18 protein-coding genes and 1 pseudogene are annotated in these 26841 nt (G+C 33.0%); 6 read left to right on the top strand and 13 right to left on the bottom strand.

The features are described 5' to 3' along the window. Positions 1 to 412: 412 nt before the first annotated feature. From LG295_RS01600 to LG295_RS01590, 3 genes and pseudogenes are all read right to left on the bottom strand, one after another. A complete protein-coding gene (locus tag LG295_RS01600; RefSeq protein WP_107529911.1) occupies positions 413 to 2053 on the bottom strand; it encodes an APC family permease in 1641 nt (546 codons plus the stop codon). 534 nt (positions 2054 to 2587) lie between these two features. Then, positions 2588 to 2746: pseudogene (locus LG295_RS01595) on the bottom strand (ABC transporter ATP-binding protein); the annotation flags it as partial. Positions 2747 to 2848: 102 nt separating this feature from the next. Then, complete coding sequence (locus LG295_RS01590; protein ID WP_107529910.1) at positions 2849 to 4246, bottom strand: MFS transporter; 1398 nt, start codon at positions 4244 to 4246, stop codon at positions 2849 to 2851. Positions 4247 to 4529: 283 nt separating this feature from the next. Here LG295_RS01590 and LG295_RS01585 point away from each other — a divergent pair, with 283 nt between their 5' ends. Beyond that, positions 4530 to 5471 (top strand): nucleoside hydrolase, encoded by a 942-nt coding sequence (locus LG295_RS01585; protein ID WP_318832569.1) that lies wholly within the window; start codon positions 4530 to 4532, stop codon positions 5469 to 5471. Positions 5472 to 5528: 57 nt separating this feature from the next. Here LG295_RS01585 and LG295_RS01580 read toward each other — a convergent pair whose 3' ends face one another. The 3 genes from LG295_RS01580 to LG295_RS01570 all read right to left on the bottom strand — a co-directional run bounded on the left by LG295_RS01580 (position 5529) and on the right by LG295_RS01570 (position 8477). Continuing rightward, entirely contained in the window at positions 5529 to 6668 is a 1140-nt protein-coding gene (locus tag LG295_RS01580) for a CapA family protein (RefSeq protein WP_107529908.1), read from the bottom strand. Between the two features lie 470 nt (positions 6669 to 7138). Continuing rightward, positions 7139 to 7765 (bottom strand): nitroreductase family protein, encoded by a 627-nt coding sequence (locus LG295_RS01575; RefSeq protein ID WP_107529907.1) that lies wholly within the window; start codon positions 7763 to 7765, stop codon positions 7139 to 7141. Between the two features lie 241 nt (positions 7766 to 8006). After that, entirely contained in the window at positions 8007 to 8477 is a 471-nt protein-coding gene (locus LG295_RS01570; protein WP_326000374.1) for a GNAT family N-acetyltransferase, read from the bottom strand. A gap of 446 nt (positions 8478 to 8923) precedes the next feature. On the opposite strand from LG295_RS01570, the gene LG295_RS01565 reads away from it, so the two are divergent. Beyond that, positions 8924 to 11086: a bifunctional glycosyltransferase family 2 protein/CDP-glycerol:glycerophosphate glycerophosphotransferase gene (locus LG295_RS01565; RefSeq protein ID WP_122062927.1), complete on the top strand. Its 2163-nt coding sequence runs from the start codon at positions 8924 to 8926 to the stop codon at positions 11084 to 11086. Positions 11087 to 11394: 308 nt separating this feature from the next. On the opposite strand, the gene betA is transcribed toward LG295_RS01565, so the two are convergent. Together betA and betB are read right to left on the bottom strand one after the other, a co-directional pair. After that, positions 11395 to 13077, bottom strand: coding sequence for a choline dehydrogenase (gene betA, locus LG295_RS01560; protein ID WP_107529905.1), 1683 nt, complete (start codon positions 13075 to 13077; stop codon positions 11395 to 11397). Between the two features lie 66 nt (positions 13078 to 13143). Then, the gene (gene betB, locus LG295_RS01555) at positions 13144 to 14637 is read right to left on the bottom strand and encodes a betaine-aldehyde dehydrogenase (protein ID WP_107558206.1); all 1494 of its coding nucleotides are present in this window, start codon (positions 14635 to 14637) and stop codon (positions 13144 to 13146) included. Between the two features lie 199 nt (positions 14638 to 14836). Here betB and cudC point away from each other — a divergent pair, with 199 nt between their 5' ends. Beyond that, the gene (gene cudC / locus LG295_RS01550) at positions 14837 to 15397 is read left to right on the top strand and encodes a choline uptake/conversion transcriptional regulator CudC (protein WP_017723885.1); all 561 of its coding nucleotides are present in this window, start codon (positions 14837 to 14839) and stop codon (positions 15395 to 15397) included. A 176-nt stretch (positions 15398 to 15573) separates the two neighbouring features. On the opposite strand, the gene LG295_RS01545 is transcribed toward cudC, so the two are convergent. Then, the gene (locus LG295_RS01545) at positions 15574 to 17196 is read right to left on the bottom strand and encodes a BCCT family transporter (RefSeq protein WP_017723886.1); all 1623 of its coding nucleotides are present in this window, start codon (positions 17194 to 17196) and stop codon (positions 15574 to 15576) included. Positions 17197 to 17725: 529 nt separating this feature from the next. Between LG295_RS01545 and LG295_RS01540 the strand changes: the two genes are divergently transcribed. The 3 genes from LG295_RS01540 to LG295_RS01530 all read left to right on the top strand — a co-directional run bounded on the left by LG295_RS01540 (position 17726) and on the right by LG295_RS01530 (position 20700). After that, positions 17726 to 18442, top strand: a complete 717-nt coding sequence (locus tag LG295_RS01540; RefSeq protein WP_318832566.1) for a class I SAM-dependent methyltransferase — start codon at positions 17726 to 17728, stop codon at positions 18440 to 18442. 135 nt (positions 18443 to 18577) lie between these two features. Further along, positions 18578 to 19468, top strand: coding sequence for a fructose bisphosphate aldolase (locus LG295_RS01535; protein ID WP_017723888.1), 891 nt, complete (start codon positions 18578 to 18580; stop codon positions 19466 to 19468). Between the two features lie 224 nt (positions 19469 to 19692). After that, positions 19693 to 20700 (top strand): PTS transporter subunit IIC, encoded by a 1008-nt coding sequence (locus LG295_RS01530; RefSeq protein ID WP_107529901.1) that lies wholly within the window; start codon positions 19693 to 19695, stop codon positions 20698 to 20700. 164 nt (positions 20701 to 20864) lie between these two features. On the opposite strand, the gene LG295_RS01525 is transcribed toward LG295_RS01530, so the two are convergent. The 4 genes from LG295_RS01525 to LG295_RS01510 all read right to left on the bottom strand — a co-directional run bounded on the left by LG295_RS01525 (position 20865) and on the right by LG295_RS01510 (position 26717). Further along, entirely contained in the window at positions 20865 to 22265 is a 1401-nt protein-coding gene (locus tag LG295_RS01525) for an APC family permease (protein WP_318832565.1), read from the bottom strand. A 173-nt stretch (positions 22266 to 22438) separates the two neighbouring features. Continuing rightward, positions 22439 to 23818: an NAD-dependent succinate-semialdehyde dehydrogenase gene (locus tag LG295_RS01520; RefSeq protein WP_107558191.1), complete on the bottom strand. Its 1380-nt coding sequence runs from the start codon at positions 23816 to 23818 to the stop codon at positions 22439 to 22441. Positions 23819 to 23902: 84 nt separating this feature from the next. Further along, positions 23903 to 25219, bottom strand: coding sequence for a 4-aminobutyrate--2-oxoglutarate transaminase (gabT, locus tag LG295_RS01515; RefSeq protein WP_404476205.1), 1317 nt, complete (start codon positions 25217 to 25219; stop codon positions 23903 to 23905). Positions 25220 to 25316: 97 nt separating this feature from the next. Then, positions 25317 to 26717, bottom strand: a complete 1401-nt coding sequence (locus tag LG295_RS01510) for a PLP-dependent aminotransferase family protein (protein ID WP_107529897.1) — start codon at positions 26715 to 26717, stop codon at positions 25317 to 25319. Positions 26718 to 26841 lie beyond the last annotated feature (124 nt).

Genomic DNA, 26841 nt, shown 5'->3' with positions numbered 1-26841 from the left:
TTGCTATTAGTCAAAGGTTTTTTTGAATTTTTACACTAAAAAATCATTTAAAACCTTGATTTATAGCAATTAAAACGTAAATTATCTAAATTTTCAAACTAATTATCGTGAAGTTATATATTCTTTTATATGCATTTATTCTGCATAATATATAGCATACTGTTAAATTGTACTCCAATAAAATAGGATTAGTTCATTATGTAAAACAATCTAGACAACCGTAAAACATAAAAATAAATAAAAAGGGGCGAGCACACGAAATTACAAAATAATTTAATTCCATATGCTTGCCCCACAAAGTTGACTTGTTTCTCTATAGTTTGAGACACATTTAAAGTTAGATGTTAGTTCATTATTATGTGCTATTAACGCATCGTTAAAACACTCTTCTTGTATATTTCTCTATTAAAAATCAGTCTACTTCTTGCCCTGCCTCATGTTTCTCTTTTAAATCTTCACGCATATCTTTATTTATTTTCTTAGCGCGTTTAAAGTAAACACTTTCAAAATAACTAGTCGTAGCAATTTTATAAAACATTAGTGCAATAATGATAATTACTACAAAATCATATGGATAGTGAATCCAGTTCATACCTTTAAATTCTTTACTTCCTATAAATGATAAGAAAGCAAGTACTATAAGATATAAAATAATCCATAAACTACCACCGATTTGTTTCTTAGTATTTTTCCAATTCATTTTATATTCATAAAAGAAGTAAATTGGTAAGCCTAAAATAATAATAAAGATCACTTGCGCAGTTGTTGGCCACATAGCCCAATAAATAGCTAATGATGCCATAACAAAAGAGAATGGTGCCATAAATTTCAGCAAGTTTGCACGAAACGGTCTATGCATGTTCGGAGCCATTTTTCGTAATGAAATAACTGTAGTAGGTCCAGTTAAATAGGCAACTAGTGTTGCTGTTGATATAACACTTGCTAATGTTGCCCAATCACGGAACAATGACACCATTAACATACTAATAATGGCATTAAAAATAATAGCCACACGTGGAATGTTATATTTTTCATTCATCTTACCTAAAAATTTAGGGATGTGACCATTTTTTTCCATTGCACGTAGTACACGACCAGTTACTGCAACAAATGATACACCTGTGCCAAATGGTGAAACAACAGCTTCCATATATAATAAAATAGCTAACCAATTCAAACCTAGAAGAATGGCCATATCAGCAAATGGAGAATTAAAGTTAATACCACTCCAACCATTTTCATGAAGCATGTCACTAGGCATTGATGTAATAAATGTACTTTGAAGCACTATGTATAACACTGCACTTAATGTTAGTGAAATAGCTATGCCTCGCGCGATATTTTTTTCGGGCTTTTGTATTTCTGAGCCCATATTAATAATCGTTTGGAATGCATTAAAAGAAAAGATAATACCTGAAGCCGTTGTCGCTGCAAATATAGGTGCTGAACCATAAGGCATAAATTGGCCAACTGTATGTCCATAATTACCTGTATCAAAACCAGAAATCATTAACATAATAATCGTCAATAACGGTACACCTAATTTAAATACTGAAATTAAACTTGTAAATGAAGTTAACAGTTTAACTGACCAATAGTTCAATAACGAAAATATAATAATAATTACAAACACTGCCATTAATCCAGCGTTACTTATAGAACCATCTTTCATTAAACCTGTTGTAAATTTTGCCCATGACCACGGCCATGAACTCATATATTGTACTGCTGACACTGCTTCTATTGGGATAATAGTTACTAATGACACCCAGTTAGCCCAAGAGGCAATAAACCCTAACAACGAACCGTGCGTATATTGCGCATAGTTACTCATTCCACCTGATTGTGGAAACATCGTACCTATCTCTATGTAGTTATAAGCAATTGATCCAATGACTACAAAACCTATAATCCATGAGATAATTGCAGCTGGACCCGCTATAGATGAGGCTTCCCAGGCACCGAACAACCAACCGGAACCAATGAGTGACCCTAAACCTAGCAATACCAACTGCGGTAAATTAATCTTATTACTTTCATCCTTTTGTTCCATAATTACTCCTATTTAAACGTCTTTTATATTCATAACAAGGAAATGTAAAATTTATACACGCTCTTGTATATTTCGTTATTATACTCTGATTAAAATTCAAGTCAAATCAACATTCTAATTGCCAAACTATGTATATTTTAGTATTTTTATACAAAATATAGATGATTAATGTATGATAGTTTTGCACAATTAATACGCTTTGACCTCACGATACAAACAACGTGAAGGCCAATTTTTTAATGTTACTCATTTATTCATTTAAAGTATAAATACAAATAAATTCTAAAAAGTAGTAAATGTTGCTTGAGGCCTATAACACCAGTGTTTAAAGCATTTTATAGTATGTTGAAAAACAAATTTAATATAACATTTACTTTTAATGTGTATAAATACAAAATAAAACAGTGTTTACAATTTATTCTCGAAATACCTTGTAATACTGTTTTTTTATAATGTCACACAAATATAAAAATCAAATAAATAACTATACAATTACATACAATTCTCATAAACTACGATGATCCAATAGTACAGTTAATTATCATACGCCTCATATTGCCAACCTTTTTCTTGAAGAATATTTTTATAGAACGGATTATCACCAATTACTTTTATTTGATCAGCCAATACTTCTACTTCGTCTAAATGATGTGTAGTTAAAATAATCAAACACGTTCTCTTCATTTTATTTAATATATGAATAAGCATATATTGTACTTAAACATCACAATCGTTTATAAAACACAAAAAGTAGTTACCTTTTATATAAAAGGCAACTACTTTTTGACTATATTACTATTTATGAATTTCTTCTGATTCCCACCATAATGCGTCTTTTGGATTTTTCACAACATCTTCATAATCTTCTTGAGTTTCCACGTTAGGGTATGAACCTCTAAGCGATTTATTAGATGTAGATTTAAACATCGTTATGAAAATAATAAGCCCAATCACATTAATAAACATTAGATAATAAGACGGCGCAATTTGTTGTCCTGTAGTTTCTACTAAAGTAGACAAGATAAATGGCGTTAAGCCACCAAAAACTGCGGCACCAATATTATATACAAGTGATAGCGTACGTAACCTTACTTTTGTATGAAACATACTTGGTAAAACTGAAGGCATTACACCTTCAAATGTAGACATGAATAATGCAATAATAAACAAGCCTAATAACACGAACGGAATCATTGGTATACTCATTAACCAAAAAGCAAGTATGGAAAATAAACTAAATCCTGCTAATCCAAATATTATTGTACGTTTATTACCAACCTTATCACTATACCAACCAAAGAAGAACACTGCAGGTATCATCATTAACATTGTTACAGTACTTAAAATAGAACCCATCGTTCCACCTAAGTTAATGGTTGAGTTTAGGAAAGAAGGCATATATGAAAGGACCATATAGTTTGCGACATTTAAAAATGCAACACCAGTGAAGCAAACGACAACATCTCTCCAATAATATTTAAATATATCTAAATAAGAATATTCTAATTCCTCTTTTTCTTCTAATGTAGATTCGTAGGCAGGACTTTCGTCTAAGCTTGAACGTAAAATAATTCCCACAATACCTAATGGTGCAGCAAGAATAAATGGAATTCTCCAACCCCAATCTGCCATTTGTTGATCACTTAGTAATGAATACATCAAGCCTGCTAAAATCGCTGCCATTATATTACCAGCAAGTGTACCAATTTCTAAACCGCTTCCCAATTTACCACGAGTCTTATCAGGTGCTGTTTCAGCAATATAAGTCATTGCGCCTGCATATTCTCCTCCTGTCGAGAATGATTGAATCATACGAACTACTAGTAATAGAATCGGTGCCCATATACCAATTTGTTCTTGTGTTGGTAATAAGCCCAGCATCAGTGTGGATGCTGCCATAAGTAGTATTGTTGTCGACAGTACAATTTTCCGTCCATATTTATCCCCTAAATGACTGAAGAATATACCACCGATAGGCCTAACAATAAATGCAAAAGCAAATACAGCAAACGTAGATACTATTTGCATTTCTTGTGGTAAATTACCAAAGAAATTTGCGCTTAGAATAACTGCTAATTGTGCATATAAACCAAAGTCAAACCATTCAATGGCATTACCAATACTAGTAGCGACCACACCTTTTTTAGCTTGATCCGAATCTACTCTGTTAACTTTTTCCTTTTTAAACTTCACAAATAAAAACACCCCTTAATTTATTTCTATCTAATATAACATAACCTCTATATTTTTTTGCAAACACTTCAAATTCGTATAACAGTATATTTAAATTCCTAAAAAATTATCCCCAATTAATATGCACAACTCATTTTATAACAATTAGATTCAACTTAAATGAACATTTGTAGTTACCAGACAACTTAAATTAATGCTAAGCAACCACTTTTAAGCTTATAACGAATATTGTTAAATTTTGTTATAATAAAATCATCAACAACTTATGGAGGCGTATTCAATAATGAAACAAATTTACTTTAACCATGATGGTGGCGTAGACGACTTAATTTCCTTATTTCTTCTATTACATATGGATGATATCAACCTTGTTGGTGTTAGTGCTATTGGCGCAGATAGTTATATCGAGCCTGCAATAAGTGCCTCTCAAAAAATTGTCAATCGTTTCTCTAAACAACCAATTCACATAGCTGCCTCAAAAGAACGCGGTAAAAATCCATTCCCAAAAGATTGGCGTATGCACGCTTTCTTTATGGATGCGTTACCTATCTTAAACGAGCCTATAAACAGACATTCTAATATTCTAGAACATGAAGCTTATCGAGATATAATCGATAAAATTCATGGTAGTACTGAAAAAGTTACTTTACTTTTTACTGGACCACTTACTGATTTAGCTAAAGCAATCACTGTAGATGCTACGATTGTTCAAAATATTGAACGCTTAGTATGGATGGGCGGCACATTTTTAGAGAAAGGTAATGTTGAAGAACCTGAACATGATGGCACTGCAGAATGGAATGCATTTTGGGATCCAGAAGCTGTAAAAACAGTTTTTGATACAAATATTAAAATAGATATGGTTGCTTTAGAAAGCACCAACCAAGTACCTATGACATGGGATGTTAGACAAGCGTGGGCAAATGAACGCCATTATCCAGGTGTAGATTTTTTAGGTGTAAGCTATGCAGCTGTGCCACCATTGACTCATTTCCAAACGAATTCAACTTATTTCCTTTGGGATGTCTTAACTACAGCTTATATTGGTATGCCTGAACTGATTCGTAAGCATGATTTAAATGTATCAGTGTACATAGAGGGCCCTAGCCAAGGTAAAACTTATGTCGATGATCAAAATGGTAGACCAATTTCAGTAATCGACTATGTTGACCATGATAAATTCTTCAAATATATTACTGATTTAGCTAAAAAAGTTACAAAGTAATAAACAAAAACCCCTGAACTTTACTTCAAGATTCAGGGGTTTTTATGCTATATAATTTTAATAACTGCTGTCATCTAAATATTGATTATCTATGACCTTTTTAGTAATAGATTCCAATTTATCTTTAGTCATTTCATTTTCTGCAGTTGCATTCAAAGCGTGTTGCTTAGCTTTATTATTACTATAATCAGCCAGTGGATACATTTTAAAATTTTGTCTTGTATTACTATCAAGCGGATTCGCAATGTCATAATGTGTTACTAATGACTTCCATTTTACATCTTTGATTGTTATACCTTTAGGTTGTTTTTCAATATTAAACTGAAGGTTGCCCCCTAGCGCATTACTTTCATTACCAGTAGATTGGCCATTCAAGAAATTTCCCAGGGAATAAGCAACCAATGTTTGATGATTATTATCGCCCTTCACCCATTGGATTGGCTGAATCACGTGAGGATGTGTGCCTATTACTACATCGACGCCTGCATCAGCAAATACCTTAGCGTATTTTTTCTGTTTTGCATTAGGCTCGTGTTTGCCTTCATTGCCCCAATGAGCCGATACCATAACCATATCACTTTGTTCTTTAGCTTTTGCTACATCTTTTTTGATTTGTTCCTCATTAAAGTAGTTAATTTGATATTTATTTTCCGGTTTAATATCATTCGTGCCGTATGTATAACTTAGCATTGCAATTTTAATCCCTTTTTTATTAAATGTTGGAATGGTATCTCTGTCTCTTTGTGATTTAAATGTTCCTGTATAAAAAACATTTTTAAAATGTTCCCATACATTAATTTCATTTAATAATCCATCAGTACCTTGATCCAAAGCATGATTGTTGGCACCATTCACTACATTAAAGCCAGTATTAACAACATCCTTAGCAATGTCGTTAGGTGTGTTGAACTGTTTAAACCCAGAAAGCCCCTTTTCATCTCCACCAATCGGTGACTCCTGATTTATATAGGCAATGTCTGCTGCCTGTATTTCTTTCTTTAGTGATTCATACATAGGTTCAAAATTAAAAGAACCATTACTTTGTAATGCGTCACGATATACAACTGGGTGTATTAAATTATCACCTACTGCATAAAAGGATGCTTCATGAGTTAAATTTTTTTGATCTGATAAACAAAATATACACAGCGTTAAAAAAAGTGAAAACAAAAAAGTTAAAAGTATACGATACCTCATCAAAGACGTCCTCTCACCAAGAATTAACTTATATATCTACTTTCATTAATTTCAGTATAGTTTTTATCGTTCTACTATTCAATTATATTAGGGCTACTACTTTAATTTTATCAAAGTTAAAAAATATTAATGTACAGAAATCTAATTTATTGTGAAAATCTCATCATCTTCTACTACTTACAAAGTCAATTAGCATTGTTAAGGATAAATGGTTTAATTGAACTCTCCCTCATGTATAAGGCTTATACAATAATTAAGGCTGAGACAAGTAATTTGCCCCAGCCTTAATCTATAGAATATTACAGACCTGACAAATAGTTAAAAGTCTTGAAACAAGTTCCTTTAAATATTAGTCAACTCACCAAGTTGTAAATATACTTAGATATCTATTATTCTATTTTTGATAATCCTATATTCAGATATAACTAAATTATATGATTTAGCTAATCATCTTGTAGTCAAATAAATGACTAAACATATTTTGTAACAGTTTCAGTAGGCAATCTATATGAATCATGTGCTGGATTTTTTGCTTTTCCAACAGCAACGATTAATACAGGTACGTAACGTTCTGAGTCAATATCAAATGCATCAGCTATTTGATCACTTTCAAATCCACCAATTGGATTGGTATCATAGCCATGTGCTTTAGCAACTAACATAAATTGCATTGCAGCTAAACTACTATCAATTTTAACAATATCATTCATTTGCTCTTTAGGTGCACTATCATAAAGCGCTACAACTTTATCTAACATTTCATTTTTAACTTCTTCCGGCATAAAACCATGTTTTACAGCATTGCCATAAATTTCTTCACCGTTAGTTTGGCTTTGCATATCACCAAAAATAACTACCATTGCTGATGATGTGTCATTTTGACGCGTGTTAAAACGAATTAACGGACGTAATTTATCTTTACCTTCATCACTTTCCACCACTAAAAAACGCCAAGGTTGCATGTTAACAGATGATGGGGCTTTCGTTGCTTTTTGGATCATTTCGTCCATTTCTTCTCTAGGGATTTTAAATTGGTCGTCAAACACTTTCACTGATTTTCTATTGTTTAAAATATCTTCAAAATTATTATTTATCATTCCTTTTCTACTCCTTAATTATTTTTAACAAAATCAAATTATACTCAATTTGACCACTTTTACAAATCATTTGTTTATAAATATTTTTCATAACATAACAAAACATGCTAAAACCTTATTCCGATCAATGTTTGCACACATAAATTTTTTCAAAAAGAGATGACATGCTTATAAATAATTAGTTATTATTTGAACTCAATTTAAAATGATTTTATTTACATCCACATAAAGTTTTGGGAATTCATATTTCAATATCCATAGACATTGAAATAGTTCTTTCATGAAAGCCTATTTTTTCATATAAATATTTCGCTTCATTTCCTGCAAATACATTGAGCCTTACCTCACTCACATTATGTTTTTTATAGTAATCATTAACAAAGTGAATTAATTCTTTAGCTATACCTTGATTTCTATAAGCTTTTAATACATATAATTCATAAATAAAACCATATTCTATCTGTTCAATAGCGTCTGTTTTCTTATCTACAAGTACAAACCCTCGTATCCTCTCATCTTCAGAATAAACAAAATACGATGCGCCTTCTTCTTGCAATTGCTTAGACATCGCGCGCATACAATCTTCACTCAAGTTAAAATCCACAGTTACAGATGATTTAAACACATCTGGTATCATTTGATTTATTTCTTCTAGCTCTTTAGTATTCGCTTTTCTAATAGACATCATCAATCCCACTCCTTCATTTTCCATTGTGCAAATGCACACAATCTATCTTTAATTAATATCTCGTTTCCCTAAAACAGCTATTTTTTGCATCAGAGTTGAAAATTTAACTAAATGTAAGCGTTTAATATGATTTAAATTTTAATTACACACTATATTAATTGTAAATTTATAGTAAAATATATTAGTAGCACTTTTACAAAAAATAAATAGGCAAAAAAGAACTAAAGTAATTTATGATTATTTTGCATAAGTATCTAAACCTGTTTATTTTTGATTACAGTTTTAAACCATGCTTTAACATGTGCTTTAAATTAATAATTCAATGCTACCTATACGATGATGTCAGAGCGTAATTTTACAAAATCAGTCTTTCTACCTATGTATTAATATTTGATATTTGAGATTGATATTTGTTAATATTTTACCTTGTATAAAAATATAGAGAAAATTTTAAAAAAAGAGGGAACATAATGAAGTCCATTTCAGTCATAGTGACTTATTACAACTCAGAAGATTATATCGAAAGATGTTTGAGTAGTCTTAAAAAGCAAAGATTCCAAGATTTTGAACTCATTTTAGTTAATGATGGTTCAACTGATAATTCTAAAGAAATTGCGACAGCAACTACTAAAGAATGGGATATCCCCATTAAAGTAATAGATTTACCACATAATACTGGCCATGCACACGCTAGAAACATTGGTCTTAAAGAAGTTGAATCACCTTACTTCATTTTTATTGATTCGGATGATTACCTAGCTTCTTATGCTTTATCATTTTATATGAAGAAATTGAATAGTTTTGATGCTTTAATTGCGCCGATTCATTCTTTTACTTTAGATATTCCTCAGTACGTTGATCAAAATTTAGTACGTACAGAATATTTAAATACAAAAACAAAATCAAACCAATTTTTACGTAAGCAAACGGTTTGTAACATTATTTTCAAAACGGCGATTGCACGTGGGCATAATCTACAATTTAACGAAGATTTAAATATCTTTGTTGATTGGTCATTTATATTAGAATTCATTAAATATGCTAACGACTTCGTGCGTATCAGCCGATTCCCTTTCTATATTAAAGGGGAAATCTATGATCCATTTTTAAAACCAGCATTATCACAACAAGACTTTGGCATTATATTTAATGATTACGTCTATAGTTTCTCAGATTCTGTTAAACGCGCACCACTAAAAGAAAACAAGATATTCATTAAAAATAAAATGAAAAACTTGTTCAAACGTTCTTTTGAACCATCACTGAGAAAACTACCTGAACGTTACGAAAACAATAGTGAATTACTACCAAAAGTAACGCGCGAATTACTACCTACCATATTTAAAAATGAAAAACCATTATTTATGATCGAATCATTAATGCTTATGTTCAACAAACGCAATTTTGCTTTTAAAGTGAACCAATTTAGAAAGCAAGCACGTTTAGTTAAAAATATTGTTTTACGTAGAAAAAATAAACACCGCGCACTGTATCAGTTAACAGACAGTGAAGATAAAGTGAAGTCAAATAGAATCGTATTTGAAAGCTTTGGTGGTAAAAATTATAGTGATAGTCCTAAATATATTTACGAATATATGATGAAACATCACCCAAATTATGAATTTATATGGGTCTTCAAAAACCCTTCGAAAGTTCAATTACCTGGATCGGCTAAAAAAGTTAAAAAAGGGTCTAAAGCATATTATGAGGCTTATTCAACAGCTAAATATTGGGTAACTAACGCGAGACTACCTTTATATCTAAATAAAAAGCCTAACCAAGTTTATATTCAAAATTGGCATGGTACACCTTTGAAACGTCTGGCAAATGATATGAAAGTAATTCGTATGCCTGGAACAACAACTGATAATTACAAACGTAATTTCAGAGAAGAAACGAGCCGTTGGGATTATCTTGTTTCACCTAATGCTTATTCATCTAAAATATTCGAAACTGCTTTTTGGATGAATCCAGAACAAATTCTTGAAATTGGATACCCAAGAAATGATGTGTTGGTGAATCACGCAAACGATAAAGCATATATTCAACAAATTAAAGAAAATCTAAACTTACCTGCAGATAAGAAAGTTATTATGTATGCGCCAACGTGGAGAGACGATGAATTCGTCAAAAAAGGTAAATATCTATTCAACTTACAAATTGACTTAGATAATTTACAAGCGCAATTAGGCGATGACTATGTCGTATTACTAAGAATGCATTATCTTATTTCTAATGCATTGGATTTACGTGGTTATGAAGACTTTGCAATTGATGTGTCAAACTATAGTGATATCTCTGAATTGTATTTAATTTCAGATTGTCTTATTACAGATTATTCATCTGTAATGTTTGATTATGGCGTGCTTAAGAGACCACAGTTCTTCTTTGCTTATGATTTAGATAAATATGGACAAGACTTACGTGGTTTCTATCTTGATTATCACAAAGATTTACCTGGTCCTATCCACCAAGATGCTTACCAGTTAACAGAAGAGCTAAAAAACTTAGATCAAATAGCTATAGATTATAAAGATAAAATTGATAAATTTTATAATGACTTCTGTTCATTAGAAAAAGGTAAAGGTTCTAAAGCAATTGCAGATTTAATTACAGGTAAAAAGCATGAGTAATTTATTTTACCTTATTGCGTAGTAACAACCTAAATTTTAATTACAGTCATTTCATTTAGACTTAATGACTAAAAAACTAATAATAAATTAAACAGAGCTATACTAATGCTTTTGCATAAGTTACCTCTGAATAAAGAAAGAGCCTGGAAATGTCCGGGCTCTTTTTGTATTTCAATTTTTTTATTTAACGATAAACCCTAAACACATAAAATTAGGTATTCATTTACTGCTAACATAATGATTAAGACTGAGACAATTAAAATTGTCTCAGTCTTAAGATTATCTATATTAAACTAAATATCTAGTATTTATTTAACTGTACCAGCGTCTTTATCATGTACACCATGACGATAGAAATCAATGTATTCTGGTTCTAATGGTTTTTTACCACGAATGATATCAGAAGCTTTTTCTGCCATCATTAGTACTGGAGAATGGATATTACCATTTGTCGTGCGTGGCATTACCGAAGCATCCACCACTCGTAAATTCTCCATACCATGAACTTTGAATGTTTCTGGATCTACCACAGACATTTCATCTGAAGCTGGACCCATTCTACAACTACATGATGGGTGTAGCGCAGTTTCACCATCACGTTTTACCCACTCTATAATCTCTTCATCTGTTTGTACTTCAGGTCCTGGTGAAATTTCTCCACCATTGAATGGATCTAATGCTTTTTGTTTCAAGATATTTCTAGCTACTTTAATTGCTTCAACCCACTCGCGCTTATCTTCTTCAGTAGATAAGTAGTTAAATACAAATTCAGGTTTTTCAAACGGGTCTTTTGATTTAATTTTCAAGTGACCACGAGAGTTTGAGTACATAGGTCCAACATGCACTTGGTACCCATGAGCAGCTGGCGCTTTCGTACCATCGTATCTTACTGCTATTGGCAAGAAGTGGAACATTAAGTTTGGATAATCTACATCTTCATTAGAACGAACGAATCCGCCACCTTCAAAGTGATTTGATGCTGCAGCACCTTTACGTCCTAATATCCATTGTAAACCAATAAATGGCATCTTCAATTTATTTAAACTTGGTTGCATTGATACTGGTTGTTTACATGCATGTTGCACATAAACTTCTAAATGGTCTTCAAAGTTTTCACCAACACCTGGTAAGTGAATACGAGGTTCAATGCCTAATGAACGTAAGTGTTCAGAATCACCTATTCCTGATAATTGTAATAATTGCGGTGAGTTAATTGCACCACCAGATAAGATAACTTCTTTGGCATTTACTGTATGCTCTTTACCATTTTTCTTAAATGTAACTCCTGTCACTTTATTACCTTCAAAGTTTAATTTAGTAACAAAGGCACGTGTTTGTACTTCTAAGTTTTTACGTTTCATCGCTGGATGTAGATACGCTCTAGAAGCCGACACACGACGTCCATTATGCACTTGGCTGTCAAATGGTCCAAATCCTTCTTGACGGAAACCATTTACATCTGGTGTTTTATTATAACCTGCCTCTACGCCTGCATCGAAAAATGCCTGGAATAATGGGTTATCAGCAGGGCCACGTCTTAACTTGATTGGACCATGATGTCCACGGTAAGGATCATCTTTAGTAGAACCAAATGTTGTTTCTAGTCGTTTGAAATACGGTAAACAATGTGCAAAATCCCATGAATCCATACCTTCAGGTTTAGCCCATTTTTCATAATCCATCGGGTTACCTCTTTGATAAATCATACCGTTAATTGAACTTGAACCACCTAAAACTTTACCACGTGCATGACCAACTTTACGGCCACCCATATGCGGTTCTGGTGTCGTTTCATAAATCCAATCATATAATTTATTTCCAGCCGGATACATTAAAGCTGCTGGCATTTGTATTAATAAGTCCCATGGGTAATCACTACGTCCCGCTTCCAAAACAAGTACATTATTTGATACGTCCTCACTTAAACGGCCACCTAGTACTGAACCAGCGCTGCCGCCACCTATGATGATATAATCATATGATTCTTTCATTGTTATACTGCCTCCTGAATTTATTAAATGTTATTTAGCCTTCTTTATATATATTTTATAATTTAGTTATGCTTTACCGAACCAATTGACTGGCTCTGGATTTGTATTACGTAAAATATGCTTTTCTTCTTGATATTCAGCTAACCCAGCTTTACCAAGCTCTCTACCAATACCTGATTGTTTGTATCCACCCCATGGTGCTTGTGCGAAATATGGATGGAAATCGTTAATCCAAACGGTACCCATTTTCAATTTATTTGCTACGCGTTCTGCTTTTCCAACATCATTTGTAAACACGCCACCTGCTAATCCGTAAATTGAATCGTTAGCAAGTTCAATTGCTTCTGCTTCAGTTGTGAAACTTTCAATCGTTACAACAGGGCCAAACACTTCTTCTTGTACAATACGCATTGACGTATCACAATCTGTAATAACTGTTGGTTCAAAGAAGAAACCATCTTGTAAATCTTCACGTTCAGGGCGTTTACCACCAATTGCAATCGTTGCATTCTCTGATTTAGCAACTTCCATATAGTTTTCAATTTTTTCACGGTGTTCGGCTGAAATGACTGGTCCCATTTCTGTATCTTCGTCAAAACCGTTACCTAATTTAATATTTTTTATTCTTTCTATAAGTGCTGCTTCAAATTTTTCTTTAATATCGTTATGCACGATAATTCTTGCTCCTGCAGAACAAACTTGACCTGCATGGAAAAATCCACCATTCAATGCTTGATCTACTGCTAAATCAAAGTCAGCATCATCAAATATAATATTTGGATTTTTACCGCCTAATTCTAAAGCAATATTTGTTACGTGATCTGCCGCATTTTTCATAATATGTTTACCTGTTTGAATACCACCGGTAAATGATACTAGGTCCACTTCTTTATGTGATGATAGTGGCTCGCCTACTTCTGAACCTTTACCTAGTACAAGGTTAATTACACCTTGTGGGAAGCCTACTTCTTCCATCAATTCAAATACACGAATAGTTGTTAACGGAGTAATTTCACTCGGTTTCATGACTAATGAACATCCTGTAGCTAATGCAGGTGCTATTTTCCAAGATGCTTGAAGTAAAGGATAATTCCACGGTGTGATTTGTGTAACGACACCAATTGGTTCTTTGATAACTTTACTTTCTGTATTTGGAATTGGTGAATCTATGATTTCACCGCCATCTTTGTCTGCTAGTCCAGCAAAGAAATTAAATACATTAGCAATATCGTCCATGTCAGCATAAGATTCTTCTAACGTCTTACCAGTGTCTAATGTTTCAAGTTTAGCTAATTCTTCACGATGCTTAACGATTAAGTCAGAGATTGCTCTCACTTTCTTACCGCGATTTTCACTTGTTTCGTTAGCCCATTCACCATCTTCAAATGCACGTCTAGCTGCTAATATTGCACGCTCGCTATCATCGGCTGTTCCTTCTGCAACTTCAAAAATCACTTCTTGATTAAATGGATTAATAATTTTTCTTGTTTCTTTATTTGAGCTTTCAACCCACTCACCATCAATAAATTGACGACGAGATAAATTTTTTACAAGTTCCATTAAAATTACCTCCGTTAAGTTTGTTAAATTTTTATTTAACGAATTTTATAGAGTTTATGTTAGCATAGTAATTGAAAGGGTGTCAAACGAGTTCAAATATTACACACTCATTTTCAATTATTATCTAGTATCTATATTACTTAGATGAATTGTCTTTCCTTAATTTGAACTTAAAATTTTTTAATCGGAGGTGTACATATTGGTACATTCTAACAACCCTGAAAATCAATTAGACGAAGCCAAAGATATTGTTATCAATGCCATTGGTGAGACCATGGATTTATACGGTATCAATAGAAGCGTTGGAAATTTATTTGGTACTATGCTTTTCGAAGATAGTATGACGTTGGACGCAATGCGCGAACAGTTACAAATGAGTAAGCCGAGTATGAGTGCTGGCGTTAAAAGGCTCCAAGAATTTGATATCGTAAAACAACAATTCACTCGTGGAAGTAGAAAACAGCATTTCATAGCCGAAAAAGATTTCTTTAATTTCTTCAGAAATTTCTTCACTCGAAAATGGAGAAGAGAAATTGTCATTAACGCTGAAGCTGTCCATGATTCAGTTGCAATTTTAGATAAAATCATCAATGATAAAAACGTTGATGCGGCTACTAAGAGTGAAGCAGTTGAAACTAAACAGCAACTCGTTGATACATTGCCTTATTATGAATGGTTAGATCAATTAAGTGATGCGCTTGAAAGTGGCGAAATCTTCAAATACTTCCCCATACCAGAAGAAACGCACAGAGAAGAATAAGTTTTCGGATTTATAAAAATAAAGATTCTATTACTTATTCTGTTAATGATTCACCTTCATTTTTGTCTTATATACTTAATTTAACCCTATTCGATAATATGTGGCGTTGCATTCTCATTTAATTAATAAAATTATAAAAATAGCTGCCGACATGCTGTCGGCAGCTATTTTGCACTTTATAGATTGTCGTCTTCTTTTTTCTCTCTCACTTGCGTAATTCTTAATGAACGGCGTTCTACTTCTCTATATTTATCAGCACGGTGCTCCAGTTTGAGTCGATCTTCAGACAATGTCCTTAAGAAGGAAATCATCATCATTACAAACACAACAAGTACTGGCACACTTGCTAATACGGAAGCTGTTTTCAATACATCTAATGCACGTTCACCACCTACTAACATTAACGCAAATGGTAACAAGCACAAAGCAAATGCCCAATATAAGCGATTTGCTTTTAATGGCTCACCAATCACTTTTTTCTGTGATGCTGCAGCTAAAATGTAGGAACCAGAGTCAAATGTTGTTGCTAAGAATAAGATTGCTGAAACCAAGAATAGCACGATAACCAAGTTTGGAAACGGTAAATGATGTAGTACTTCAATAATTGTTGCTTCAGTAGTATGCGTATTTAAGAATTCAATTACATTAAATTGACCACTTATTTGTAAATATACTGCATAGTTTCCAAAGATACCAAAGAATAACATACAGCCTAATGTTCCATATACTAGCGTACCTAAAACAAGTTCTTTTAGTGTACGACCTTTTGATATACGTGCAATAAATAATCCAATAAATGGTGCATAAACTATCCACCATGCCCAATAAAATATTGTCCATTTTTGAGGGAACATTGTTTCTTCACGTCCCCCTATACCACCAAACGGTTCAATCCATGTTGCCATTTGGAAAAAGTTTTTAAACATATTACCCATACTAGTGATTGTTGTTTCCATTATAAATACGGTCGGACCTACAACTAATACAAATCCGAGTAATATAAATGACAATATTACGTTTCCATCACTTAAAACTTTAATACCTTTTTTCAACCCTGAATATGAACTATAAGCAAATATTGCTGTAATAACTAACAAAATAATGCTCTTCATGAGCATATTATCTCCATCTATGCCTGTAAGACGCTCTATTCCTGCTGTAATCATCGGCACACCTAATGCTAATGATGTAGCTGCTCCGCCCAACAAACCAAAAATGAAGACAATATCAACTATTTTTCCGACAATACCATCTGTTTGTCCTTTTAATATAGGACGTAATGTCTGACTAATTTTATAAACTGGTTTGTTTTTCACAAATACAAGATAACCAATACAAAGCGCCGGTAATACAAAGGTCGCCCATGCAATTGGCCCCCAGTGGAACATACCATACATAGTTGCATAATTAAGCGCACTATCTGTCATCCCTTTACCACCATGTGGAGGATCTTGATAATAAAATGCCCATTCAATGATACCCCAGTATAAAATATCAGAAGCAATACCAGCACAAAACAGCATTGCAGCCCAACTAAAATTATTGAACTCAGGTTTATCTGTTGCTTTACCTAGAGTTACGTTTCCATATTTACCAAAAGCTATGTATAATACGAAAATCAATGTTGCTAAGCCAATTAGTAAATATATAGAACCTATTGAACTAGAAACAGCATCGTTCATTTTAGTAATAATATCTTGACTTGCTTTTGGAAAGACCATCATAGGAATTACTGCAATAAGTAAAATTATCGATGATCCTATAAAGGTCGTCCAATCCATGACTTTATTCTTTTCCATTTTTGAACACCCCTGAATTTAGTTTTCTTAACTATGTATAAGTTGCTAAAATAAATAAATGTTAGCAAAACAAAATATTAATTCACAAACATGAGCCTAACGAACTTTAAATAATAATGCAAATTACATTCAAAAATATCTCCACCAAAATATGAATAATTATATAAAACAAACATTTGTCCATCATATAAAAATCGCCACAATCACAGTGTTAAGTTTAAATTTAACGTAATTAATGAATCTTACAATTTTACTATTTGGATATTTATACTATATTAATGCATAAATATTTGTTTTACTTTTTTTGTTTGAATTCAAAAAAACAGAATTAATTATTATAAAAAAATAAATTCTTAATACCTAAAAAAGTATAAAATCAATATTTTTTAATTAGATAAAATGAATGCCATTATTGGCAATCATTTGCAAAATTTTAATGTTTTAATTCTCTTAACTCACTTTTTCGCTCAAATATTCTATAATAAGATAAGAAACTTTTGAGTCAAATAAAATAAAGGAGTACTGCAAAATGGTAAAATCACAAATTGTTAATTACTGGGATAAACGAGCTGGCTCTTTTGGCGAAAATAAACAAGCAGAATTAGAGAGTAAGCATGCATTAACCTGGATTGATGAAATCAATCAAATTGCCCCTATACATAAAGGGATGAAAATATTAGATATCGGTACTGGTGCTGGATTTTTAGCAATCTTATGCACTCAACACGGAGGAACAGTTACTGGTATAGATCTTTCACCAGAAATGATAGAACATGCTAAAGCAAATGCACAACACTTCAAACAAAATCTAGATTTCAGGATTATGGACGCTGAAAATCTAGACTTTGAAGATGAAACATTTGATATTGTTATCTCAAGAAATGTAACTTGGCTCCTACCAAATACAAATGCTGCTTATAAAGAGTGGTTACGCGTATTAAAACCACAGGGTAAGCTGATAAATATTGATGCTGATTATGGTAAAGATTCATTTGAATCCTATAAATCGATTGGGTCAAATCATGCTCATGACACACTTGATAAAGATATGCTAGCAGAAAGCGAAGCTATTAAGCAGAGTATCCCAATTAATCATCAGCCTCGACCACAATATGATATTCAAATACTTAAAGCATTAGGCTTTAATCATATACATCTTGATGAAGGCGTATATCATCGTATTTATAATGAGAAGGACGCTTTCTATAACCCAACACCTATATTTTTGATATCCGTTACAAAATAGATACAATTATTATTACGTATTTTTTATAATAGATAGAATTTTTATTATATTTTGTTATACAAGGTGCCTACAACTTGCGTTTCAGACAGTTTTTTATCATACTATTAATTGAATAAAGTAAAAGGAGTGGTAAGAATGAATAAAGAACAATTTGACAAAGTAAAAAATGGTAAAGGATTCATTGCAGCATTAGACCAAAGTGGTGGTAGTACACCTAAAGCGCTAAGCGACTATGGTGTTACTGAAGATCAATACAATAGTGAAGATGAAATGTTCAAACTCGTTCATGACATGCGTACACGTATTGTTTCATCACCTTCATTTAGCTCTGATAAAATTGTTGGTGCAATCCTTTTCGAACAAACAATGGATCGTGAAGTAGAAGGTAAACATACTGGTGACTACCTTGCAGATAAAGGTATCGTACCATTCTTAAAAATAGATAAAGGTTTAGATGAACAAAAAGATGGCGTTCAATTGATGAAACCAATGCCTGAATTAGACGATTTATTAAGCCGTGCAAACGAACATAAAATTTTTGGAACTAAAATGCGTTCTAATATCTTAGAACTTAATAAAGATGGTATTGATTTAGTAGTTAAACAACAATTTGAAGTAGCTAAACAAATCATTGCTGCAGGTTTAGTTCCTATTATTGAACCTGAAGTTAATATTAATGCTGAAAACAAAGAAGAAATCGAAGCTTACTTAACTGATTCTATATTAGAAGAATTAAATAAATTAACTGATGATCAATTAGTAATGCTTAAAGTAACTATCCCTACTAAAGCAGACCAATATCAATCACTAATTAATCATCCAAACGTTGTTCGCGTCGTTGCGTTATCTGGTGGTTATAGCAGAGAACATGCTAATGAAGTACTTAAACAAAATAAAGACTTAATAGCAAGTTTCTCTCGTGCACTAATCAATGATTTAAATGTAAATCAATCAGATGAAGAGTTCGACAGAATTTTAGGCGAAACAGTTGAATCTATCTATGATGCTTCGGTTAATAAAAACTAAGTATTCATTCTTATAGTTTCGTAACACGTATCGCTATATAAATTAAATCATTAAGCTTTCTGAGGCTGGGACATTGTATTTGTGTCCTAGCCTCAAATTTTATTCCACTAATATATAACAATAGTTGTATCAATTTCTAAATAAACTAGCCAACACTGAAAACTATCTATATACTAATATTAATTTATAAAATAACTTCATTTAAAAAACAGGGAGCATACTTAATGAAAAATCATTTACATAGATGGGTTATTGAAGCACTAAGTTTTATGGCACTTGGCTTATTTGGTTCATTAATCATTGGACTAATTTTAGAAACATTAGGAAGCCAAACTTTGATATCTCAACTCAATTTATCTTTCTTATCTGAAATAGGCAAGGTAGCTATGTCCGTAACTGGAGCAGCAATTGGTGTTGCTATAGCTTATGGTCTAGGTGCAAAACCTCTAGTTATTTTTTCTTGTGTTATCGTTGGGACCCTTGGTTATGACACATTTGGTGGGGGCGCTGTTGGTGCATATATAGCAACACTTATTGTTGTTGAATTAAGCAGACTTTATGCTGGTAAGACAAAAATAGATATCATCATCACGCCTTTACTTACCATTGTAGTGGGTGGGGCGATAGCAAAACTATTTGGTCCAGCTTTAAATCAATTCATGACTGGCTTAGGCAAAGTGATTATAGTTGGGACAGAACAGCAACCATTAGTTATGGGAATAGTCGTGTCTGTTATATTTGGCCTAGCTTTAACAGCACCTATTTCTAGCGCAGCACTGGCTTTGATGCTTGATTTAAGTGGTTTAGCTGCTGGCGCAGCCACTATTGGCTGCGCTTCCCAAATGGTTGGATTTGCGGTCAATAGTTATAAAGATAATGGATGGAGTGGCTTACTATCAATTGGAATTGGAACGAGCATGTTACAGGTTCCGAATATTATTAAAAATCCAATGATTCTCTTACCGCCAACACTTGCAAGTGCCATTGTTGCGCCAATTATGACAACACTATTCCCTATGACGAATAATCCTGCAGGTGCAGGTATGGGTACAAGTGGCTTTATAGGTCAAATTATGACGATTAATACAATGGGTGGTTCGATTCAAACATGGTTGCTGATAGCTATATTCCATATTTTGCTACCTTCATGTCTCAGCTTTATGTTATATAAATTTTTCTTAAATAAACAATGGATTAAACCAGGAGATCAACGTATCAATATAGCTAGTTAAAGATATGATATGTTAATCATATTATGATTTTATATGGTTCATTAAACGCTAAGTAACAATCTATTTACTATTGCCACTTCACATATAAAAAGAAAAAGATGACTCAATTTCTATTGCTGCTTAAACCAGCTTATAGAAATCGAGTCATCTTTTTTTATTCAATACTAATTAGATTGTTCATCACCTTGTATTGTTACTTGTCGGCCAGTTGTCACTCTTCTCTTTTGAGTAAAATAAAGGACAAAGGCAACAAAGTACCACGCTAATACGATTAACCACTCTGCTGGCCAAGCGAGTGACGAAGGCATGCCAGGAAGATAAATAATTATAAACAAAATACTAAGTACAACTGCAATAATACCAACAACTCTACCATTTCTAATACGGTACGGTCTTTCTAGATCAGGTTGTGTCTTACGCAATTTTAAAAATGAAATTGCCACTAATAAATAACCTAATACGACACCAATACCTCCAGCATTAACAATCCATGAAAGTGCTGGTCTTCCTAATAATGGCGCTACAAATGCAAGTACACCTAAAAATAAAATACCATGTGTTGGTGTTTTGAATTTAGGGTGAATATAAGCAAACCATTGTGGAATCATTTTGTTTTTAGCCATAGCATACAAAATCCTACTACCACCTATAATAAATGCATTCCAACTGGTAATAATACCTGCGACGCCACCCAGTACGAGTAAAACGCCAAATCCACTATGCCCAAAAAGATTTACCATTGCATCAGCTGTAGCTAGACTGCTTGTATCAAGTGCTTTTGGAGATAATCCTGTTGCGACACCAAAAACAATAAGTAAATAAAAAATCACAGATGCAATAATCGATAAGATTAAAATACCACCTATTTTTTTAGAAGGTGCTTTTACCTCTTCAGCAATCTGTGGTATCACATCAAACCCAACAAATAGGAAAGGAATCATCATCAATACGGACATTGTTCCACCTACACCATGTTCAAACGGCTTTAAGTTACTGAAATTGCCATTAAATCCAGCACCAAAAACAAGTAACAAACCGACCGAAACTATAAAGATTGTAAAAACTGTCTGCATTATCGCTGCAGGTTTAACACCAAAGTAATTTAATGACGTTAAGACAATACTACCAACAGAACCAATTAACACCCATGTTAAGTACACGTCCCATCCAGCAATATTCCACATAAATCCTTGATGTTGAAAAGGAACAACATAATCTATTACTGTTGGTAAAGCCACCGCTTCAAATGTAATTACTGATACATAGCCAAATAATACTGACCAACCAGAAATAAAAGCAATACCAGGTGAAAATGCTTTTTTTACAAAGACAAATCCTCCACCAGTTTCTGGAATTGCAGAAGCAAGTTCTGCGTATGTAAGACCAATTACAATTACTAAAAATCCTCCTATTAAAAAGGCAACAATACTTCCTACAAAGCCTGCTGTTGACACCCATTCTCCCGATAATACGACCCATCCCCATCCAAGCATGGCGCCGATTGCAAGAAATAAGACATCAACAATATTCATTGATTTATCAAACTGTGATTTTTGTGATTTCATTGAACATACCCCATTACATTCTTCAAATTAAAATAATAATTTTACAAGGTCGGCACAGTAATATGACTTAATTACTGTGCTTACAACCTTGTCCTGAATTAATTATTATTTCTTAAATCTTCAACCCTTGTTTATATTTCAATTGAAAGTACTTTAAGCATTCATTTCTAAAGTTATTCTTGAATAGAAAGATATTTTGTTTCTAAATACGGTTCAATACCTTCTATGCCACCTTCTCTGCCATATCCGCTTTCTTTCAAACCACCAAACGGTGCATGTGCAGCAGAAGGGCCTCCGTCGTTCCAACCAATAACGCCATACTCTAATTCATTAAAGAATTTTAATCCAGTACGATAGTCATTAGTAAAGAAGTATGATGCTAAACCGAATTCTGTATCATTCGCTATTTGAATAACTTCATCTAAATCTTCATATGTCATAACTGGTGCAACTGGTCCAAATGTTTCTTCATGCATAGCTTTCATATCCAAATTTGCGTTAGAGATAACTACTGGTTTCAAGAAATTTCCACCTAACGATTGAATCTCTTCAATGCTACGCGACAACTCTCCGCCTTTCTCTTGCGCATCAGTTATATGCGTTAATACTTTCTTAACAGCTTGTGCATCGATAAGTGGTCCTACTTTCACGTCATTTTCTAAACCATTACCTACAGTCAGTGCATGCACTTTTTCTATTAATTTCTCTGTATATGTCTCTGCGATATCTTGATGTACATAAATTCTATTGGCACATATACACGTTTGACCTGCATTTCTAAATTTAGAAGCAATTGTTCCATCAACAGCTGCATCAATATCCGCATCTTTATGCACAATTAACGGTGCGAGTCCACCTAATTCCATTGTTACATTTTTAACCTGTTGTGCTGATTGTTCTATCAATGTTTTACCCACTGCAGTTGACCCAGTAAATGTCACTTTACTGATAAGTTCATGTTCAGTAAATAAATCACCTGCTTCTTTACCAGATGCAATAATATAAGAAATAGCATCTTTAGGGAAGCCAGCTTCATGGGCAAGTTCTACTAACTTAATTGTAGTTAATGGCGTTTTTACTGCTGGTTTACAAATAATTGTACAACCGGCTGCTAAGGCTGGTGCCATTTTCCGCGTAATCATAGCTGCCGGGAAATTCCATGGCGTAATTGCCCCAACAACGCCTACTGGGAATTTATCTATAATAATTTTTTTAGACGAAGCATTGGCTGGAATTGTGCGACCATAAACACGTTTTGCTTCTTCTGCATACCACTTCACATAAGAATTAGCATAAGTAACTTCACCTTTTGCTTCAGCAAGTGGTTTACCGCCCTCTAATGTGATGAGTCGTGCTAATTCATCTTGATGTTCATCTATAAGTTCTGCCCATTTCAATAATTTAGCAGAACGTTCGTGAGCGTCTACTTTTTTCCATTGTTGAAATGCTTTATGTGCTCGTTCCACTTGTGCTTGAATATCTTCGCCACTTGTATAATCTAAGCGTTCAATGACTTCATTTGTAGCTGGGTTAAATACTTCTAATTTTGTCATATTAAGGTCTCCTTTTTATTGATCAATTATAAAATACTTATAATTATCCATACCCTATATCAAAAAAGCATAAAGTATAACTGTTTATGCGATACCTTCTTTAGTAATTACAGTCTCAAACACATCAGTTAAAATACGTAAGCCTTCATTTAACTCGTCATCTGTAATAACTAAAGGTGGTAAGAATCGAATAACATTGCCTTTAATACCGGCAGATAACAACAATAGACCTTTTTCATTTGCTACTTGTACAAGTTTACCTGTTAATGCTTTATCAGGTTCACCGGTTTCAGGATTAACTACTTCAAAAGCAACCATGGCACCTAATCGACGTATACTTGAGATTTGATCATATGTTTCGCTCAATGATGTTAGATATGTTTCTAAGTTATAACCTAGTTGTTCTGCTTTACCGTTTAAATCTTCTGTCTCTATAATTTCAATAACTTTAAGCGCAGCCTCACAAGCTAATGGATTTCCAGCATAAGTACCACCCAATTCTCCTGGTGCAGCACTATCAATGATTTCTGCCTTACCAACTACACCACTTAATGGAAAGCCTGCAGCTAAAGATTTAGAAACAGTGATTAAATCTGGTTCAATATCAAAATGTTCTATAGCAAAAGTTTTGCCCGTTCTAGCAAAACCACTTTGAATTTCGTCAGCTACAAAGACAATACCATTATCTTCACAAATTTGTTTGACTGCTTTTACAAATTTAGAATCTGGGATAATGAACCCACCTTCACCTTGAACAGGTTCCATAACAATACAAGCCACATCACTTGGGTCTACTGTTTCTATAAAGAAATCATGTAATTTATTGATAATTTGGTCTGTATAAGCTTCATCTGATAATTCTTCAGATTTTTCTGAAATATTTGGGTAAGGCGCTTGATAAACTTCTGGTGCAAATGGACCGAAACCAAATTTGTAAGGCTTCACTTTACTTGTCATTGACATAGTTAAATTTGTTCTACCATGAAATCCTCTTACAAATGAAACGACCGCTTGTCTGCCAGTATATTTTCTTGCAATCTTCACTGCATTTTCTACAGCTTCTGCGCCCGAATTAAGCAATATTGATTTTTTTTCAAAGCTACCTGGTGTAATCTCTGTTAACTTTTGCGCTAAGTTTAGATAACTTTCATACATAATCACATTAAACCCTGGATGTATAAATTTATCTAATTGCGTTTTTAAGTGCTTCGTAATTTCAGGATGTGTATGTCCTACATTCAATGTTCCAATTGCGCCGGCAAAATCAATAAATACATTACCTTCGACATCTTTAATGGTTGCACTTTGTGCTTCATTAGCAACATGCAAATTTCCGTTTCCTACACCGCGTGCTACATATTTTTCACGTTGTTCTTTATAATAATTAAATTTAACTGACATCATGAAACCTCCTATAACTTAATTACAAATGTTATTTCATTTATTGTCTAAAAATTTAAAATATTATTGGTGTTCTGTAAAGTACCAGTTTAACTCATTATATGGTACCAGATGGATCAATGATTACTTTTTTTAAACGTTGAACCGCTTCAGGTATTTGCTGTTGTTCGATTTTAGAGAAACCAATAATCAATGTCTTTCGCTCACTATTATTTTGAAGCGCTTTCACATTAAAACGATTTATTGTATAAAGCTCTAATTTAAATTCCTTAGCTCGGACTTCAATTTCTTCATAAGTATACGGTGAAACAACTTCAATAATAAAATGTAAACCTGCTTGCGTATCTTTGATATCAATATTATTACCAAATGTCATTTGCAATTCCTCAATAAGATATGCCCTCTTTTTACCGTATAACTGATGCATCCTTTTTAGATATTTTTCATAGTGTCCTTCTTTAATCAGTAAATTTAATGTTAAAGCATTTAATATTGAAAAATCAGGAATTGTACTTTGATTTTGTACTTCAAATTTTCGAACTAATTTCGCTGGTAATATCATATAACTGATACGCAACGCTGGCATTAACGTTTTTGAAAAAGTCCCTAAATATATTACGCGTTCATTTTTATCAAAACTAAATAGTGAAGGAATATTATCCGTTTCATATTTGAATTCGCTATCATAATCATCTTCAATAATGTAACTGTGCGTCTTACTCGCCCAGTTTAATAAGCTTATACGTCTAGATACAGGCATAATGGTGCCCATAGGAAATTGATGCGAAGGTGTCACAATAATAGCATCTGGTTGTACCTTTTTAATTTCTTCTATAGAAATACCTTTATTATCTAATGAAACAGGAACCATTTGTGTTTGTGTTTGCTGCAATATAGTCCTGAACCTAGAATAACCTGGATTTTCGACTGTAATCTTCACATTTTCAGACATGAGTTGTATCAATTTCATTAATAATGTATTGGTGCCTGAACCAATAATTATTTGTTCTGGATGACATTGAATACCTCTTTGATAAGAGACGAGTTTAGCAATAGATTGCCTTAATTCTATTGGCCCTTTCACATTTGGGATTGATGAGAGGTAATGATCATAGTCTTGAAAGACACGTTTGGTTAATTTTGTCCATATATCTATTGGAAATTCAGATATGTCAGTGCTCATATGAGAAAATGAATAGTCATAATCTATTTCTGCAGCACTTTTATACGAAGCAAGTGTATTTTGGGCTTCTGGGTTAATTATTAATTTATCTAATGGCTCCACAAAATAGCCTTTTCGCTCTTCTGTATAAATATATCCTTCAGCTAATAATTGTTCATATGCGGCTTTGACGCTATTCACACTTACATTCATATGCTTCGCCATATTTCTTTTGGAAGGTAACTTTTCATGGCTTTCGTATTTAGAAGCTAGCATATCAGACTTCAAACGTTTATATAATTGTCTATAGATATATTGATTTGTATCACGCTGCATAGGCACACCTCTCTATTATTCAATAAATAAATTATTATTACTATTAGCTATAGTAATTCATGATTTTATAAATTATATCATATAAATGCGACGTATTTTGGCGAGACTATTGAGGGGACAGGAC

This window comes from Staphylococcus pseudoxylosus (genome assembly GCF_044794325.1).
Taxonomy (GTDB): domain Bacteria; phylum Bacillota; class Bacilli; order Staphylococcales; family Staphylococcaceae; genus Staphylococcus; species Staphylococcus pseudoxylosus.
This window is presented reverse-complemented; position numbering and strand designations above follow the sequence as displayed.